Origin of the sequence: Marinobacterium stanieri, assembly GCF_900155945.1 — a bacterium.
Taxonomy (GTDB): domain Bacteria; phylum Pseudomonadota; class Gammaproteobacteria; order Pseudomonadales; family Balneatricaceae; genus Marinobacterium; species Marinobacterium stanieri.
In genome coordinates, this window is the sequence record NZ_FTMN01000006.1 from 185,900 (window position 1) to 202,933 (window position 17,034).

13 protein-coding genes are annotated in these 17,034 nt (G+C 57.6%); 4 read left to right on the forward strand and 9 right to left on the reverse strand.

The window, feature by feature from the left end; translation table 11 throughout:
- The first annotated feature begins 36 nt into the window (after nt 1-36).
- Entirely contained in the window at nt 37-840 is an 804-nt protein-coding gene (locus tag BW956_RS14265) for a YbaY family lipoprotein (protein WP_076463393.1), read from the forward strand.
- Nucleotides 841-1,024: 184 nt separating this feature from the next.
- On the opposite strand, the gene BW956_RS14270 is transcribed toward BW956_RS14265, so the two are convergent.
- The 6 genes from BW956_RS14270 to BW956_RS14295 form a co-directional block, all read right to left on the reverse strand.
- Nucleotides 1,025-2,671 carry an electron transfer flavoprotein-ubiquinone oxidoreductase gene (locus BW956_RS14270; protein WP_076463396.1) on the reverse strand — a complete coding sequence of 549 codons (1,647 nt, stop codon included), beginning with the start codon at nt 2,669-2,671 and terminating at the stop codon, nt 1,025-1,027.
- A 118-nt stretch (nt 2,672-2,789) separates the two neighbouring features.
- Nucleotides 2,790-3,719, reverse strand: a complete 930-nt coding sequence (locus tag BW956_RS14275) for an electron transfer flavoprotein subunit alpha/FixB family protein (RefSeq protein WP_076463398.1) — start codon at nt 3,717-3,719, stop codon at nt 2,790-2,792.
- 12 nt (nt 3,720-3,731) lie between these two features.
- Entirely contained in the window at nt 3,732-4,481 is a 750-nt protein-coding gene (locus BW956_RS14280) for an electron transfer flavoprotein subunit beta/FixA family protein (RefSeq protein WP_076463401.1), read from the reverse strand.
- Between the two features lie 136 nt (nt 4,482-4,617).
- Nucleotides 4,618-6,396, reverse strand: coding sequence for an acyl-CoA dehydrogenase family protein (locus tag BW956_RS14285; RefSeq protein ID WP_076463403.1), 1,779 nt, complete (start codon nt 6,394-6,396; stop codon nt 4,618-4,620).
- 90 nt (nt 6,397-6,486) lie between these two features.
- Nucleotides 6,487-8,613 carry a fatty acid oxidation complex subunit alpha FadB gene (gene fadB, locus BW956_RS14290; protein WP_076463409.1) on the reverse strand — a complete coding sequence of 709 codons (2,127 nt, stop codon included), beginning with the start codon at nt 8,611-8,613 and terminating at the stop codon, nt 6,487-6,489.
- 187 nt (nt 8,614-8,800) lie between these two features.
- Nucleotides 8,801-9,985, reverse strand: a complete 1,185-nt coding sequence (locus BW956_RS14295; protein WP_076463411.1) for an acetyl-CoA C-acyltransferase family protein — start codon at nt 9,983-9,985, stop codon at nt 8,801-8,803.
- Nucleotides 9,986-10,220: 235 nt separating this feature from the next.
- Here BW956_RS14295 and BW956_RS14300 point away from each other — a divergent pair, with 235 nt between their 5' ends.
- Complete coding sequence (locus tag BW956_RS14300; protein ID WP_076463414.1) at nt 10,221-11,225, forward strand: AraC family transcriptional regulator; 1,005 nt, start codon at nt 10,221-10,223, stop codon at nt 11,223-11,225.
- 31 nt (nt 11,226-11,256) lie between these two features.
- Here the strand turns inward: BW956_RS14300 and BW956_RS14305 are convergent, their stop codons facing one another.
- From BW956_RS14305 to BW956_RS14315, 3 genes are all read right to left on the reverse strand, one after another.
- The gene (locus BW956_RS14305; RefSeq protein ID WP_076463417.1) at nt 11,257-12,009 is read right to left on the reverse strand and encodes an enoyl-CoA hydratase-related protein; all 753 of its coding nucleotides are present in this window, start codon (nt 12,007-12,009) and stop codon (nt 11,257-11,259) included.
- A gap of 33 nt (nt 12,010-12,042) precedes the next feature.
- Nucleotides 12,043-12,582, reverse strand: a complete 540-nt coding sequence (locus BW956_RS14310; protein WP_076463420.1) for a DUF2889 domain-containing protein — start codon at nt 12,580-12,582, stop codon at nt 12,043-12,045.
- A 155-nt stretch (nt 12,583-12,737) separates the two neighbouring features.
- A complete protein-coding gene (locus BW956_RS14315; RefSeq protein ID WP_076463423.1) occupies nt 12,738-13,358 on the reverse strand; it encodes a TetR/AcrR family transcriptional regulator in 621 nt (206 codons plus the stop codon).
- 620 nt (nt 13,359-13,978) lie between these two features.
- On the opposite strand from BW956_RS14315, the gene BW956_RS14320 reads away from it, so the two are divergent.
- Both BW956_RS14320 and BW956_RS14325 read left to right on the forward strand, forming a co-directional pair.
- Complete coding sequence (locus tag BW956_RS14320) at nt 13,979-15,613, forward strand: DUF1302 domain-containing protein (RefSeq protein ID WP_076463425.1); 1,635 nt, start codon at nt 13,979-13,981, stop codon at nt 15,611-15,613.
- Between the two features lie 48 nt (nt 15,614-15,661).
- Nucleotides 15,662-17,023 (forward strand): DUF1329 domain-containing protein, encoded by a 1,362-nt coding sequence (locus BW956_RS14325; RefSeq protein ID WP_076463428.1) that lies wholly within the window; start codon nt 15,662-15,664, stop codon nt 17,021-17,023.
- Nucleotides 17,024-17,034: the final 11 nt, after the last annotated feature.

The following is a 17,034-nucleotide window of genomic DNA, read 5'->3' on the forward strand; positions in this document are numbered from 1 at the left end:
GGTCACAGAGCAGATACAAGGCAAGGAGACCCCCACATGTTTCGTTCTCACTCAGGTTACCTGACCTCAATGCTGGCGGCTACGGTTCTGCTGTCCGGCTGTTCTTCCCTGGATAATCTTATGGATAGCACCCCTGCAGCCGATGTAACCGTATCCGGCGAAGCCTTCTACCGTGAGCGCATCATGCTGCCCCCCAACAGTGTTCTGGAAGTTCGCCTGGAAGACGTTTCACGTGCCGATGCACCGGCTGAACTGCTGGCGCAAAGCCGCAGCGAGAACCCGGGCACACCGCCCTACGCGTTCGAGTTCAGCCTGGATGATGACCAGTTCCAGCCGGGGCACCGTTACAACCTGCGCGCCAGCATTCGTCAGGGCGAGCAACTGATTTTCACCACCGACACTGCCTACCCGGTCGATCCTGAACAACTGCAGCCCTATAAGCTGATCATGAAAAAAGTGGCTCGTGCGCCTCAGCAACAGCAGACGCCGAATGCCAGCCTGGTCAACACCTACTGGAAACTGGTACGTCTGGGTAACATGCCGGTTGCGGCCAGCCCGGAGCAACGTGAAGCCCACCTGATTTTCAAGAACAACCAGCGTTTGCAGGGTTTCTCAGGCTGTAATCAGTTCATGGGCCAGTACACCCAGAAGGAAAACCGTCTTGAACTGGGCCCAGTTGCAGGCACACTGCGCGCCTGCGTACCGGCTCCCGCCTATGAACAGTCGTTCCTGCAACTGCTGAAGGGTGAGTTGAGCTGGTCGGTTCAGGGTGATCTGCTGATTCTGAAAAATACCGAAAGCGGTGAAGAAGCCCGTTTCAAGGCCGTTTATTTGCAGTAAACAGCTCTGCCGATATATCACTGCGGGCGCAGCCAGGGATGGCGCGCCAGCACGACTCGAGTACAAAACGTGGGTGAGACGCTCTTGAGTGAGGTGTGAGTCGGCTGGCACATAAAGCCGACAGCGGCAGGCTTGCCGCCGTCGGAGAGGTTTGGATGTTGAGCTTTTTTACCTATTGGGCACTTTACATATTGGGATAGTTGGGCCCACCCATGCCTTCCGGCGTAACCCAGGTGATGTTCTGGGCCGGGTCCTTGATGTCACAGGTCTTGCAGTGCAGGCAGTTCTGACCATTGATCTGGAACCGCTGTCCCGCTTCATCTTCCACAATTTCATACACCCCAGCCGGGCAGTAACGCTGCGCCGGCTCCGCAAACAGCTTCAGGTTCTGCTTGAGCGGAATATCCGCATCCGCAAGCTTCAGGTGACAGGGCTGGTCTTCCTCGTGGTTGGTGTTGGACAGGAACACCGAGGACAGCTTGTCGAAACTCAGCTCGCCATCCGGTTTGGGATATTTGATCGGCTCATAATGATCCGCCGGTGCCAGCTGTGCATGATCAGGATGATTGTCATGCAGGGTCACCGGAATACGGCCACCGAACCAGTTCTGGTCGATGTAGTTGAAGGCACCGCCGGCCAGCTGACCGAACTTGTGCATGGCCGGACCGAAGTTGCGCGAGCGGTACAGCTCATCGTACAGCCAGGAATCCTTGAACAACTCGTTAAAGCGCTCCAGCTCCTTGCCACCCTCGTCGCCATTGCTCAGCGCTTCGAACAACGCCTCAGCCGCCAGCATCCCCGACTTCATCGCCGTGTGGGTGCCCTTGATCTTGCTGAAGTTCAATGTGCCGGCATCACAGCCCAGCAGCAGACCGCCCGGGAACGTCATCTTCGGCAGTGAGTTGTAACCGCCCTTGGTAATGGCACGGGCGCCATAGGACACACGCTTGCCGCCCTTGAGATGACGCGACAGCACCGGATGGTGTTTGAGGCGCTGGAACTCATCGAACGGACTCAGGTGCGGGTTCTTGTAGTTCAGATCAATGATCAGACCGACCACCACCTGATTGTTATCGGTGTGGTAGAGGAAGAAACCACCGCTGGTTTCCTTGTCCAGCGGCCAGCCGGAGCCGTGCACCACCAGGCCAGGCTTATGCTGCTCCGCCGGGATATCCCAGAGCTCCTTGATGCCCAGGCCGTAATGCTGGGCATCACTGCCCTTATACAGACTGAACTGGCTGATCAGCTGCTTGCCCAGATGGCCACGGCAGCCTTCGGAGAAGATGGTGTACTTGGCGTGCAGCTCCATCCCCGGCATGTAGTTGGGGCCCTGCTCGCCTTCGGCGGTCACGCCCATATCACCGGTGGCGATGCCTTTAACACTGCCATCCTCGTTAAACAGGACCTCGGAGGCAGCGAAGCCGGGGAAAACTTCAACGCCCAGTTCTTCAGCCTGTTCTGCCAGCCAGCGGCACAGGTTACCCAGACTGACGATGTAGTTGCCCTGGTTGTGCATGGTTTTGGGCACGAACGCGTTCGGCACCTTGGTTCCCTGTTTGGGATCCTTGAGCAGGTACACCTCATCTTCGGTGACCGCCGTATTCAGAGGAGCGCCCTTCTCTTTCCAATCCGGGAACAGCTCATCCAGCGCACGGGTCTCAACCACCGCACCGGACAGAATATGAGCACCGACTTCAGAGCCCTTTTCGACCACACAGACCGTCAGTTCCTGCTCATTTTCCTGTGCCTGCTGCATTAAACGGCAGGCGGTGGACAGGCCCGCAGGCCCGGCTCCGACGATGACGACATCGAATTCCATCGATTCACGCATAACGTACCCCTCCAGGCGCCTGAAGCCGCACCCGGTTTGTCACAAATAAGATTGGGAAAAAATGCCCTGTGCTTGGTTAAGTACAGGGCATTGATCGGATCACAAGGACACCGGGCCCTTACAGCTTGGCATCAAGCTCCGGCACCGCCTCGAAGAGGTCAGCCACCAGGCTGTAGTCAGCCACCTGGAAGATCGGCGCTTCTTCATCCTTGTTGATCGCCACGATCACCTTGGAATCTTTCATACCGGCCAGGTGCTGGATGGCACCGGAGATACCCACCGCAATGTACAGCTCAGGCGCGACGATCTTGCCGGTCTGGCCGACCTGCATGTCGTTGGGTACGAAACCTGCGTCAACCGCTGCACGGGAGGCACCCACCGCTGCACCCAGCTTGTCGGCCAGTTTCTCCAGGATGGCGAAGTTCTCGCCGTTACCCATACCGCGACCACCGGATACCACCACCTTGGCAGAGGTCAGTTCAGGACGGTCAGACTGAGCCACTTCTTCACCGACGAAGGCAGAGATGCCTGCATCGTGAACAGCAGCAACGGCTTCCACGCTGGCACTGCCACCGGTTTCAGCGGCCGCATCAAACGCGGTACCACGCACGGTGATCACCTTGATCGGGTCCAGCGACTCGACGGTGGCGATGGCGTTACCGGCGTAGATCGGACGCTGGAAGGTGTTGTCGGACTCGACTGCGGTAATGTCGGACAGTTGCGCTACGTCCAGCAGTGCCGCGACGCGCGGCATTACGTTTTTGCCGGTAGTGGTCGCTGGGGCGATCACGTGGCTGTAGTCTTTACCCAGTTCAGCGACCAATTTAGACAGGTTCTCGGCCAGCTGGTGCGCGTAGGCAGCATTGTCCGCTACCAGCACCTTGCTGACGCCTGCAACCTGAGCGGCTGCTTCAGCGGCAGCACCGCAGCCTTCGCCGGCGACCAGCAGGTGCAGCTCACCGCCGACCTGGGAAGCCGCGGTTACGGCGTTCAGTGTGGCACCCTTCAGGGTGCTGTTGTCATGTTCTGCAATTACCAGAATAGCCATCAGATCACCCCCTTAAATTACTTTGGCTTCATTTTTCAGTTTGTCGACCAGCTCATCCACGCTGCTGACGCGGATACCTGCCTGGCGCTCGGCCGGCGGAGCCACTTTCAGCAAACGGGTGTGCGCCTTGAGCTCAACGCCCAGATCAGCGGGGGTCTTCACATCCAGCGGCTTCTTCTTCGCTTTCATGATGTTCGGCAGAGACGCATAGCGCGGCTCGTTCAGACGCAGGTCGGTGGTCACGATCGCCGGCAGGTTCAGGGCAACGGTCTGCAGACCTCCATCCACTTCACGGGTTACGTTGACCTTGTCGCCTTCAACCTTCACTTCAGAGGCGAAGGTACCCTGAGGCATATCCAGCAATGCACCCAGCATCTGGCCGGTCTGGTTATTGTCGGAGTCGATGGACTGTTTGCCCAGAATCACCAGCTCGGGCTTTTCCTCTTCAACCACTTTGGCCAGCAGTTTGGCAACGCCCAGCGATTCCGGCATCTCGTCAGTTTCGATCTGGATACCACGGTCTGCACCCAGCGCCAGTGCGGTACGGATCTGTTCCTGACAGGCCTTGGGACCAATGGACACCACCACGACTTCAGAGACTGTGCCCGCTTCCTTCAGGCGCACGGCTTCTTCTACCGCGATTTCACAGAAGGGGTTCAAGGCCATTTTGACGTTGGCCAGATCCACATCGGTGTTGTCCGACTTGACGCGTACCTTGACGTTGTAGTCGATGACGCGCTTAACAGCGACAAGTGCTTTCATGCTCTACCTCACTCAGACCTCGGGCCATCACACCGGCCCGGGATTGTCTTTCTTGTTATTGAGCCTGCCGCAGCAACGGCAACCTCGGGTCAGGCAACCGGACGGGACATCCCCATCCGGCCATACCTCAGGGGAATCAGAACTGATCTTCGCTCAGTGCCATGATGCTGGCACTGCCCTTGCGAATGGTGTCCAGGCTCGCCTTGGTGCGCGGCAGCAGGTGCTCGGAGTAGAACTGCGCCGTTACCAGCTTGCCTTTCAGGTACTCGGGATCACCGTTACCGGCATCCAGCAGCGCCTGGGCACGCAGGGCCGATTTGCCCATCAGCCAGCCACCGCACAGGAAGCCGAACAGCATCATGAAGTGGACGCTGACGGCGCCCGCAGCAGCCGGATCTTGCTCGGCATTTTCCAGCAACCAGGTGCGCGCTTCCTGACCGGCGTTCAGTGCTTCGCGCAGTGCCTTGCCCTGCTCGGCAAAGGCGGCTTCGCCTTCCAGTGCCACCACGGTCTCTTCGATCTCTGCCAGCAGATCGGCCAGGGCTTCGCCCTTGTTCAGCAGCGTCTTGCGGCCAACCAGATCCAGCGCCTGGATACCGGTGGTGCCTTCATAGATGGTCAGGATACGGGCATCACGGTAGTGCTGGGCAGAACCGGTTTCCTCGATGAAACCCATGCCGCCGTTGACCTGGGTACCCAGATAGGTCAGCTCCTGTGCCAGCTCGGTGATCCAGCCTTTAACGATCGGCGTCAGCAGTTCCAGACGTGCCTGCTCTTTACGCTGAACAGCTTCATCAGTGGCACGTGCTGCACGGTCAACCGCCGCACCGCCCACCAGCGCCAACGCACGCATGGCTTCGGTACCGGATTTCATCTGCATCAGCATGCGACGCACATCCGGGAATTTGATGATGGAGAAACGACTACCATCTTTCTTGGTACCCTGGAGACGATCCTTGGCGTATTCCAGCGCCTGCTGGTAGGAACGCTCGGCAATCGCCACACCCTGCAGGCCTACCGCCTGACGGGCGCAGTTCATCATGGTGAACATGTAAGCCAGGCCCTTGTGAGCCTCACCCACCAGGTAACCAACTGCGCCTTCGTTGTCGCCGTAGCTCATGACACAGGTCGGGCTGGCGTGGATACCCAGCTTATGCTCAACAGATACACAGTGAGCATCGTTGCGGGCACCCGGATTGCCGTTTTCATCCAGCAGGAACTTGGGTACGACAAACAGGGAGATCCCCTTAACACCCGCCGGTGCATCCGGCAGACGCGCCAGCACCAGGTGGATGGTGTTGTCGGTCATCTGGTGGTCGCCCCAGGTGATAAAGATCTTCTGACCGGTAATCAGGTAGTGATCGCCGTTCGGCACGGCTTTGGTCTTGATCGCCGCCAGATCGGTACCCGCATCCGGCTCGGTCAGGTTCATGGTGCCGGTCCACTCGCCGGAAATCATTTTCGGCAGGTAGGTCTGTTTCAGCTCGTCGCTGCCATGATGGGCGATAGCCTCAACCGCGCCCTGAGTCAGCAGCGGGCAAAGAGCAAATGCCATGTTGGCAGACTGCCAGATTTCGTTAACAGCGGTGCCCAGTACGTTCGGCAGGCCCTGGCCTTCGTAGGCTTCGTCAGCGATCAGAGAGTTCCAGCCACCTTCGGCGAACTGCTGGTAGGCATCCTTGAAGCCCGCCGTTTCTTCAACGCCTTTTTCGGTCAATTTGACGCCCTGGGTATCGCCGATCACGTTCAGCGGAGACAGCACGCCCGTACCGAACTTGCCCGCTTCGGTCAGAATGACCGAGGCCAGTTCAGAGTTGATATCGTCAAAGCCGTTTTCGGCGCACAGGGCATCGAAGCCCACCACTTCGTTGAGGGCAAATTCAGCATCGGTAAGAGGGTGTTTGTATTCGCTCATAATCTTCTGCTCCCGGCTTGCAGCAACCTGGCTGCAGGCCTGTCTTGTTATTGCCGCCCCGCCCGCTGTAGCAGGCGGGGCCAGTTGTTATCAGTAGTAGGTACGGCCTTCAGCCAGACGCGCCTTGAAGCCTTCGGTCAGCTGGTACAGCGGGCCATTGGCCTGGTGCGCTTCGGCACGACGGGCAAACTCTTCAAGACCCAGGGTGTCGATATAGCGCAGAGCACCACCGCGGAAGCGCGGGAAGCCCAGCCCCAGAATCAGACCCATATCCGCTTCAGCCGGCGTCTCGACGATGCCATCTTCCAGGCAAAGTGCGGCTTCCAGGCACATCGGGATCATCATGCGATCAATAATGTCCTGATCGCTCAGTTCAACCTTTTCCTTGATGCGGGCGTCGATCAGTTCCTGAGCCACCGCAGAGGCTTTCTTGAATCGACGGCCGTTTTCATCCTTGCCGTATTCATAGAAGCCCTTGCCATTTTTCTGACCCAGATGCTGGGCATCCAGCAGGGCTTCAGCGACTACATCGGCGTCATGGCCCATACGACCCGGGAAGCCTTCCTGCATCACATGATCAGCATGAACCAAGGTGTCGATACCGACCACGTCGGCCAGGTACGCCGGGCCCATCGGCCAGCCGAAACCTTCCATCACGCGGTCGATGCGCTCGAAGTCCACGCCATCCACCAGCAGGCGGTTAAAGGCGTTGAAGTACGGGAACAGAATTCGGTTCACCAGGAAGCCCGGGCAGTCGTTCACGACGATGGGAGTTTTCCCCATGGCTGCAGCATAGGCGACGGTGCGCGCAATGGTTTCGTCACTGGTCTGGCTGCCACGAATCACTTCAACCAGCGGCATCAGGTGTACCGGGTTGAAGAAGTGCATGCCACAGAACTGATCCGGACGGGACACGCTCTTGGCCAGCTGATCGATGGAAATAGTGGAAGTATTGGACGTCAGGACCGCATTGGCCGGAACCGCCTTTTCCACGTCGGCCAGTACTGCAGCTTTGACGTTCGGGTTCTCGACTACAGCCTCAACGACGATATCCACAGTATCGAAGCCGGTGTATTCCAGCGTCGGCTCAATGGCGCTCAGGACTTTTTCCTTGCCTGCCTCATCAAGACGTCCCTTTTCGATCTGCTTGTTGAGCAGGCCGGTAGCGGTATTGATACCCAGACCCAGGGCTTCGTCCCGGATATCCTTCATCAGGATCGGCGTGCCGGTAGAAGCGGACTGATAGGCAACACCGCCGCCCATGATGCCGGCACCCAACACCGCGCTTTTCTTCACCGGCGCTGCCTGCTTGGTCCAGCCGCGCGCTTTCTTCTTCAGCAGCTGATCGTTCATGAACAGGCCGATCAGGCTGGCAGCCGCATCGGTTTTTGCCAGGGCAACAAACGCATCCACTTCGGCTTTCAGGGCATCGTCAAACGGCAGGGTCGCATGCGTGCTGACCAGCTTCAGAATCTGCAGCGGAGCCGGGTAGTTCGGATCCAGCTTCTTCGCCATCTGCTCGGCAGCGGCTTCAACTTCAGCACCGTTTTCCAGTGCCTGCTGCTTGCGCTGACGATTGGCCAGATGGTCCACATCGCCATTAACGGCAGACTGCAGCAGGTTCAGTGCTTCGGTGCGCAACTCGGTTGAGTCCACAACGCGATCAACCGCACCCAGTTCCAGCGCGGCTTTGGCTTTCTGCGGCTTGCCGGACAGCATCCACTGCGTAGCGCTGGCGGTATCGATCAGACGGCTCAGGCGCACAGTGCCGCCCCAGCCCGGGCAGATACCCAGACCCACCTCCGGCAGCCCTACACGGGCATCGCTGGCCAGCACGCGGAAATCGGTGCTCAGGGCCAGTTCAAAACCACCGCCCAGCGCCATGCCATTGATGGCGGCAACTGTCGGGAACGGCAAGGCTTCCAGACGGGAGAAAAGGTCGTGGGTCTTGGAGATAGACTGGTGCAGTTCAGCATCCGGAAGGGAGAACATACCCAGGAATTCAGTGATATCAGCACCCACAATAAACGCTGGCTTGGCGCTGCTGATCAGCAAACCGGTTACAGAGGCATCCTCAGACAGCTGTTTAACGACTTCGCCCAGCTCGTTGAGGGTCAGTGCATTCAGTTTATTGACGGATTCACCCTGCAGATCCAGTACCAGCTCAACCAGACCGGATTCGAGTGCTTTAAGGCTTACAGCCTGACCGTTATACATGTGCTTATTCCTCAATCCTGCCCGCAGCGAAAAAAGATGGGCCATTGCTGGCCCAGTTAAAGGCACTTCCTAGCTTCGGTGCAGACAATCCAAAATCTTTCAGGTGTAAAGGGAGTAAAAAAGGGACCATCCCTGGTCAAATAGAGCAGACATCACGATTTACTCCCCATGTATTCAATCGTTCCGATTAAACACGCTCAAACAGTGCAGCAATCCCCTGGCCACCGCCGATACACAGGCTGACCATGGCATAACGGCCATTGACTCGTTCCAGTTCATACAAGGCTTTCACTGTGATCACCGCACCGGTCGCGCCGATCGGATGACCCAGAGAAATACCGCTGCCATTCGGGTTAACACGCTCACGCGGCAGGTCCAGCTGCTGGCAGACTGCCAGTGCCTGAGACGCGAATGCCTCGTTCACTTCGTATACATCGATATCCTTGGCATTCAGGTTGTTGCGCTCCAGAATCTCCTGAATCGCCGGTACCGGGCCAATGCCCATGATCTTCGGATCAACGCCAACCACGGAGTAGTCCACCAGACGCGCCATGGCTTTCACGCCCTGGGCTTCAGCCGCTTCACGGTCCATCATCACGATGGCCGCTGCCGCGTCGTTCATGCCGGAAGCGTTACCCGCGGTCACGGAGCCGTCTTTCTTGAATACCGGCTTCAGTTTGGCCAGATCGTCCTGAGTGCAGTCGAAACGGACATGCTCATCAGTATCGAAGGCAACCGGCCCTTTGCGGCCCTTGATCTCGATCGGCAGGATCTGGTCCTTGAAGTAGCCCTGCTCAATCGCATTCTGGGCACGGTTGTGGCTCAGGGTGGCCAGTTCATCCTGCTGCTCGCGAGAGATGCCATACTTCTCGGCAACGTTCTCGGCAGTCACACCCATGTGGATCTGGTTGAACGGGCAGTGCAGCGCACCCACAACCGGATCAACCATGACACCGTCACCCATGCGCTGACCGAAACGCGCAGCCGGCAGCTGGTAAGGCGCACGGCTCATGGACTCGGCACCACCGGCAATAACCGCTTCGGAGATCCCCAGTTCAACCTGCTGTGCAGCGGTCAGAATTGCCTGCAGGCCACTGCCGCACAGACGGTTAACACCCATGGCCGGCGTCGACTCGGGCACGCCTGCATTGACGGCTGCTACACGGGCCAGATAGGCATCGCGGGGTTCTGTCGGCAGCACGTTACCGAACACACTCTGGCCAACCTTTTCAGGAGAAATACCGGCGCGTTTGATCGCTTCTTCGGTTACCATGGAAGCCAGTACGTGGGGAGCGTGACCTTTCAGGCTGCCACCGTAGCCACCAATTGCTGTGCGAACACCACTGACGACAACCACTTCACGTTTCTGCATCGGTTTTCTCCTTTCCAGGCACTATGGCCAGATTCGGTACCAGTTATTGTTTTGGTATGAGCATTCCGGGCAGCTAATTCAGCCCTGTGCTCGTGTGAATCTAGTTTCGGTTCAAGGCTCTTTTTCAACAATGACAATTCCAGCCTGATAATTAACTTTTTCGGACACGGGTTTTACAATGGGCGCCATGCCCGCCTCCGGCATTCGACTAAAGGCAAACAACAAGAGTCATCGCATGAGTATTGAGCATCACTCCATCTCGTCCCATTACGCACGCAGCATTCTGGCCTCGGCCGGCCGGCTGGGGATGGATCAGGAACAGTTGATGGAAGAGGCAGGGCTTAACCGGGTAATTCTGGAAAGCGAACAACTGAGGATCACACCCAACCAGTTTGCCCGCCTGATGCGAGCGTTCTGGCAGGCCAGTGACGATGAGTTTCTGGGTATGGGCAGCCAGCCATCCCGTCATGGGGTGTTCACGCTGATGTCCAAGCAGGCGGTGCACTGTCAGAACCTGAGAGCGGTGTATCATCACATCAGCCATTTCTACAATCTGCTGGCGGACGCGCTGACTCTCAACCTGAGTATTGAGGGCAATGAAGTCCGCTTCTCCATGCGCTTGACCAAACCGGAACTGGACCCCTCGCACTCTCTGTGCGAATTCCTGCTGCTGATCTGGCACCGTTTCCCCAGTTGGCTGATCGGACAGCGCATCCCGCTGAAGGCGATCCACCTCGCCCACGCCGCACCTGATCACAAGGGGGAATACCGGCTACTGTTTCCCTGCCCGGCCTATTTTGACCAGCCGGAGACCTGCCTGGTGTTTGATGCCGACATTCTGAGCGCGCCGGTGGTGCAGACGCCCAAGTCCCTGCGTGCCTATCTGCGTCGCGTGCCTCTGGACTGGTTTATGCGCCAGGCTTACTACCCGGCATACACCCGCCGGGTGCTGGACCATCTGGAACAGGAAAACGGTCTGCTCAATACCAGCATGGAAAGCATCGCCGATGATCTGCATGTGACCACCCGCACCCTGAGGCGCAAGCTGACCGAGGAGGGCACCACCTTCCAGGAACTGAAAGATGGTGTGCGGCGTGATACCGCCATTCATTTCTTAAGCCGGCCCTCACTGCCAGTCTCGGAAATCTCGCGCAAGCTGGGATTTTCAGAGCCAGCGGCTTTTACACGGGCCTTCAAACAGTGGACCGGCGTCACGCCCAAGGCGTTCCGCCAGCACTGATCGCCGCATCAGATATCGAACAGAGGCGGCGTTATGACTTGCCGCCAAAGAGTGCAGCCAGCGTGCGCGAGGCTTCTTCAGAGACCAGGTGCTGCATGAACAACTCCACTTCCGCCGGGATCACCTGCTCCAGCGGCTGTCCCACATTGGCCTTGAGCATCGCCTTGGCCTGCAACAGCGCCAAAGGCGGCTTGGCAGCCAGACGTTTGGCCATATCGGTACTGGTGGCCAGCAGCTGATCCGGTGCAACCGCCTTGTTCACGATCCCGTATCCTTCTGCTGCATCTGCATCAAAGGCATCACAGGCCAGCAAGAGTTCAGCAGCCTTACGGTGGCCCACCAGCTGAGGGATGACAACGCTACTGCCACCTTCGGGTACCAGCCCCAGGTCGACAAAGGGCATGCGGAACATGGAACCTTTGGCGGCATAGACAAAATCACAGTGCAACAACAGGGTTACGCCGATCCCCACGGCAATGCCGTTCACCGCAACCACAACCGGCTTGCGCTGGGCATTCAGCTGCAACAGAAAATCCAGCGCCGGCGTTTTGGTATTACCGGCACGGCTTGCTTCGACAAAATCGGCAATATCATTACCGGCACAGAAACTGTCGCCACTGCCGGTGAGATGAATAACCGCCACCTCGGGGTTTTCGTCAGCCGCTACCAGCTGATCGCACAGTGTCTGATACATGGCCAGTGTCAGGGCATTTTTTTTATCGGCACGGTTGATGCTCAGATAGAGCACTCCCTCTTCGATACGGCTGAGAATCGCGTCACTCATATACTGAACTCCCGTTGGTTGTGCTCATTATTGTTATGGTTGGCTGTGCTCGGCCAGAAAGGGCGCCATGACCTCGCCATCACGGGCCAGGGTATGGCAGTTATCGGCCAGCTTCTGGATCACCCTGGGGTCGTCACCGCTATAGCCATTTTCCGACTGCCACAGGGTTTGATAGGCGGTGGTGGCAATGGGGCCAAGCAGCTCCAGTAGATGAGTGCAGCCCTTCACCCCGCCCAGCAATTCATGTGCCCGCGCGCGAAAGCCGGACACCAATTGCACGCCCTCCAACACCTTGAACGCATCGGTGATCTGCGCACAGCGATTGAAGGGAGCCGCATCCATGAACGCCTCTACCTGACGAATGACCAGATCACAGTCGAACGTGAGTGTCAGCCCCATATCATGCAGTGGCTCGCCCACTTCAATACGACCACCCCGGTCCGCGTTCGCCATGGCAAAGCTTTTCAGGTCACACATGCGCCCTTCCACCTGCCACAACCCACCGTCCAACTCATAGCCCCTGCACTGAACCTGGCGCGTATGCAGTAACTTGCGTTTGTGCATCTGTGTCATATTCACTCCTCGCGTTGGGGTTATTGAACGGTGGGACTGACGCCAACATAAAAACCAATCCTGACGCTGTCAAGTTAAAAGCTGCAAGTCGATATTTCCACTGGCCTGCGCCAGAGGCGTTCAATTCATATCAATCGGGAAAGTAAAGGGACTGATCAGTCTGTTGATTGTGGCTTAATACCGGCAGCACGGAACATGCTGATCGCCAGATCCACGACCTCATCCAGGTGCTTGATATCCACATAGATACCATCCAGCAGCAGACGGGACATGCCGTGCAGGGTGCTCCAGCTCACCTGGGCAAAACGCAGCGGGTCCATGTCGTTGGCAATCAACCCACGTTGCTGCCAATCACTGACCATCTCCACATAACGACGGAAGCAGCCGTGTGCCTGTCCCTTGAGCTGCTCGGTCGGCTCACCGGCTTTCCACACGTTCTGGCCGAACATGAGGTTGTAGAGTTCCGGGTTGGCCTGGGCAAAACTCAGATACCAGTGGGCAAAACAGGGTAACCACTCATCCGGGTCGCTGACCCCGGCCATGGTCTCGCGCAGCGAGTGCTCATAGGCCTTGAAGCCCTCTTCGGCCAGTGCCGACAACAGGGCATGCTTGTCCGTAAAGTGGTGGTAGGGCGCGGTACGGGACACACCGACACGGTCCGCCAGTTTGCGCATGCTGAGCGCATCGACACCACCTTCGGCAATCAACTGGGTGGCCACATCCAGCAGGCTGCTGCGCAGGTCGCCGTGATGATAAGAGGTCTTGGTCTGATTCATGGCTGGCAGTCTACCCCAAGACTTGACGCTGTCCAAACAAACTTGACATCGTCAATATAAAGCTCCGAATTTGCCGCACTTTGCTCGCTCCCGGCACTACAACCTGCCGCGCCCTGAAATCTGCCCGGAACGCCCCGCCCGACCACAAAAGCCATACTAGACTTGAGTGTATAAATGCCTGAGGTGACGCTTCAAGGAAACACAAATATCTCGCATCTGAAGCGTTAAACGAAGGTCGGCATTGCGCAATATGTCAAGACAGGTTCGCAAACTATCAAGCCACCAAAGGTTGCAAGCCAGTAGAGTCGAACCTAATTGCAGGAGTTAGCCATTTCATTTGGCGCAAGGCTCCGACTCAGCAGAGGGAAAACCCGGCAGTATAAGCCGTTGCGCCCCCGCTGAGGCAAACAAACAATAATAAGATGTGACCACAGAATGAACGCTGCCATACCGACCACACCGGAAGTCTCGACTTTCGCCGTTTTCCCAACCGAGGAAGCACTGCGCTCTTCCCCTGAGCCGGCTGCCGCCTCACCACTAGTAGTGAACCCTCAGGCATCCCCCACCACGCCTGTTCTCAAGCACCGTTACTTATAAAAACAACACGCGAGGAAACAACAATGAGAACCCCTCACGCTGTACTACGACAGGGCAAATTCAAACGCAGCACGCTGAGCAAGGTGATTGCGCAGGCGACCGTTGCCGGCGCTTTGGCGGCTCTGGCCGGCCAGGCTCAGGCGCTGAGTTTTGATCTGGACAACGGCATGACACTGGATGTGGATACCACTGTCGGCTACAGCGCCCAGTGGCGCCGCGAAAGCCATGACCCCAACGTACTGGCGTTCCCGGCCAGCAACCTGGGCTTCCTGACTGACGACGGTAACCGCAACTTCGACAAGGGTGACATGACCCAGAACCAGGTCAACTTCAGTACCGATCTGGATCTCAACTACGGTGACGGTGGTGTCTTTGCCCGCGCCCGTGGCTGGTATGACGAAGTCTACGATGATGATGACCTGATCGGCACCAACACCTGGACCGGTCAGCCCAAGTCCTTCCAGAAGGATGGCCTGGACGATCACAAGTCCCGACTCGAACTGCAGGATCTGTTCTGGTACCACGGTTTCGCCATGGGCGACCAGTACCTGAGCCTGCGTGTGGGTGAACAGGTGGTCAACTGGGGTGAAAGCCTGTTTATCCAGGGGGGTATCTCCACCGCCATGGGTCCGCTGGATGCCACCAAAGCCAACGCACCGGGCACTGCATTGAAAGATATTTTCATGCCGATCGGCCAGGTCTACGGTGAAATGGCCGTGACGGACCTGTTGTCCATCGGTGCTTACTACCAGTATGACTGGGAAAACACCCGCATTGACGCACCGGGCACCTATTTCAATATCCTCGATGGTCTGGGCCAGGGCTCCGTAGGTGACCCCATGGAAACCAACGTGATTCCGGGTGTTGGTGGCAATGAGCTGGTCGTCAGCCGGGATAAGCCGGATGAAGGCCAGTACGGTATTGCCATTCGTTACCTGGCAGAAAACCTGAACAGCACCGAGTTCGGTTTCTACTACATCAACTACAACGACTTCACTCCGGCGCTGGAATTCCTCTCCAACCCCAACGACGGTGGCTCGGTCAACCTGAACCAGAACTACTATGAAGATATCGACCTCTACGGCGTAAGCTTCGGTACCGTGTTCGGTGACATGAATGTCAGCGGTGAACTGTCCTACCGTGACGGCATCCCGGTACGCCACAACAACACCGCCGGCTTTGCCTACGCCCCGGCAGAAGCCATTCAGGCACAGGTATCCGGTATCTATATCTTCCCGCAGAACCCGCTGGCCGACACCCTGACGTTTACCGGTGAAATCGCACACAACCGTATTATCGACTTCGACTATCCGGGTGGCATCGACAGTCTGGTTAAAGACCGCAGCGCCTCCAGCGCCGTTGTCAGCCTGAGCGCCAATTACATGAACATCACCGGTGGTCTGGACATGAAACTGACCGGTACCTACCGCAACGACTTCAATGGCCGTTCATCAATGGAGTTCTCCTTTGCCGAGGGCACTGAACAGTTTGCACTGAAGTCCGACTTCACCTACCTGGGCCGCCACAAGTTCGGCGCCAGCTATGTGTGGTACCTGACCGATACCGACGACATCATCGATGATCGCGGCGGCCTGGCCTTTGGTCACCTGAACGCGGACCGTGATTACGTAGCGGCTTACTACAAATACACCTTCTAAGTCTTAAACCAATAATAAAAATCGGACTGCGGTCCGAGGAGACGCATTATGAACCTGAAACGTACTCTGCTCGCCGCCAGCATTGCGGCGGTTGCTCTCAACGCCGGCTCCGCGCTGGCTGCGGTCAGCCCTGAAGAAGCCGCCAAACTGGGTAAGGAGCTGACTCCGATGGGCGCCGAGCGCGCCGGTAACGGCAGCGACATTCCCGAGTGGACCGGCGGCCTGACCACCCCACCGGCAGGCTACACCGAGGGCGAGCACCTGGTGGACCCCTTTGCCGATGAGAAACCGCTGTACACCATCACCTCAGAGAACTACATGGAGTATGCCGACGTTCTGTCTGATGGTCAGAAAGCGCTGTTCGAGAAAAAGCCGACCTTCAAGATGAACGTCTACCCGACACATCGTACGGTACCGGTCCCCGAGTGGGTGGCGAAAAACATCCACACCAACGCGCTGAATGCCGAGCTGACACCGGATGGCAATGGCGTGGTCAACGCCTATGGCGGCGTACCTTTCGCCATTCCGCAAAACGGCAAGGAAGCGATCTGGAACCACACCCTGCGTTATTACGGTGAAGGCAAGGATGCAAGCTATGAGAGCCACACGGTATATGCCAACGGCTCACGTACCATCACGGCCGGCCAGCTGATCGAGACTTACCCGTACAACTACAAGGACGGCAGCCTCGAAACCTTCAATGGCAACATCATTCACCTGCTGCTGCAGTACTCACTGCCAACACGCCGCAAGGGTGAAATGACGCTGGTACGCGACCCGGTCAACGCCAACAAGGAACCGCGCCAGGCCTGGCAGTACATTCCTGGTCAGCGCCGAGTACGTCGCGCACCGACCATCGCCTTTGATACGCCGGATCCCGGTTCCAACGGCCTGACCACCTATGACCAGGCCTTCATGTTCAACGGTTCCCCGGAGCGCTTCAACTGGGAGCTGGTTGGCAAAAAAGAGATGCTGGTGCCATATAACTCCTACAAGTTCCTGAGTGCACACAGCAACGGCACACCGATGGATGAAATCGCCCAGGCCGAGCACACCAACCCGGATCTGGAGCGCTGGGAGAAACACCGCGTCTGGGTTGTGGAAGCAACGCTGCGTGAAGACAGCCGTCATATCTATGGCAAGCGTCGTTTCTACCTGGATGAAGACTCCTGGTTTGCCCTGATGGCCGACATGTACGACGGCCGTGGTGAGCTGTGGCGCTTTGGCCACTCCCACTTCGTCACGCTGTACAACGAAGACAACCCCATCGCACGCGCGCTCACCAACTATGACCTTCAGTCCGGTGACTACGCCATGCAGGAGTACGACCTGATTCCTTACAGCACGGATGCAACCAAGGAAGACAGCTTCTACACCCCGCAGAAGGTGCGTCAGCTGTCCCGTCGATAACAGCACATCGA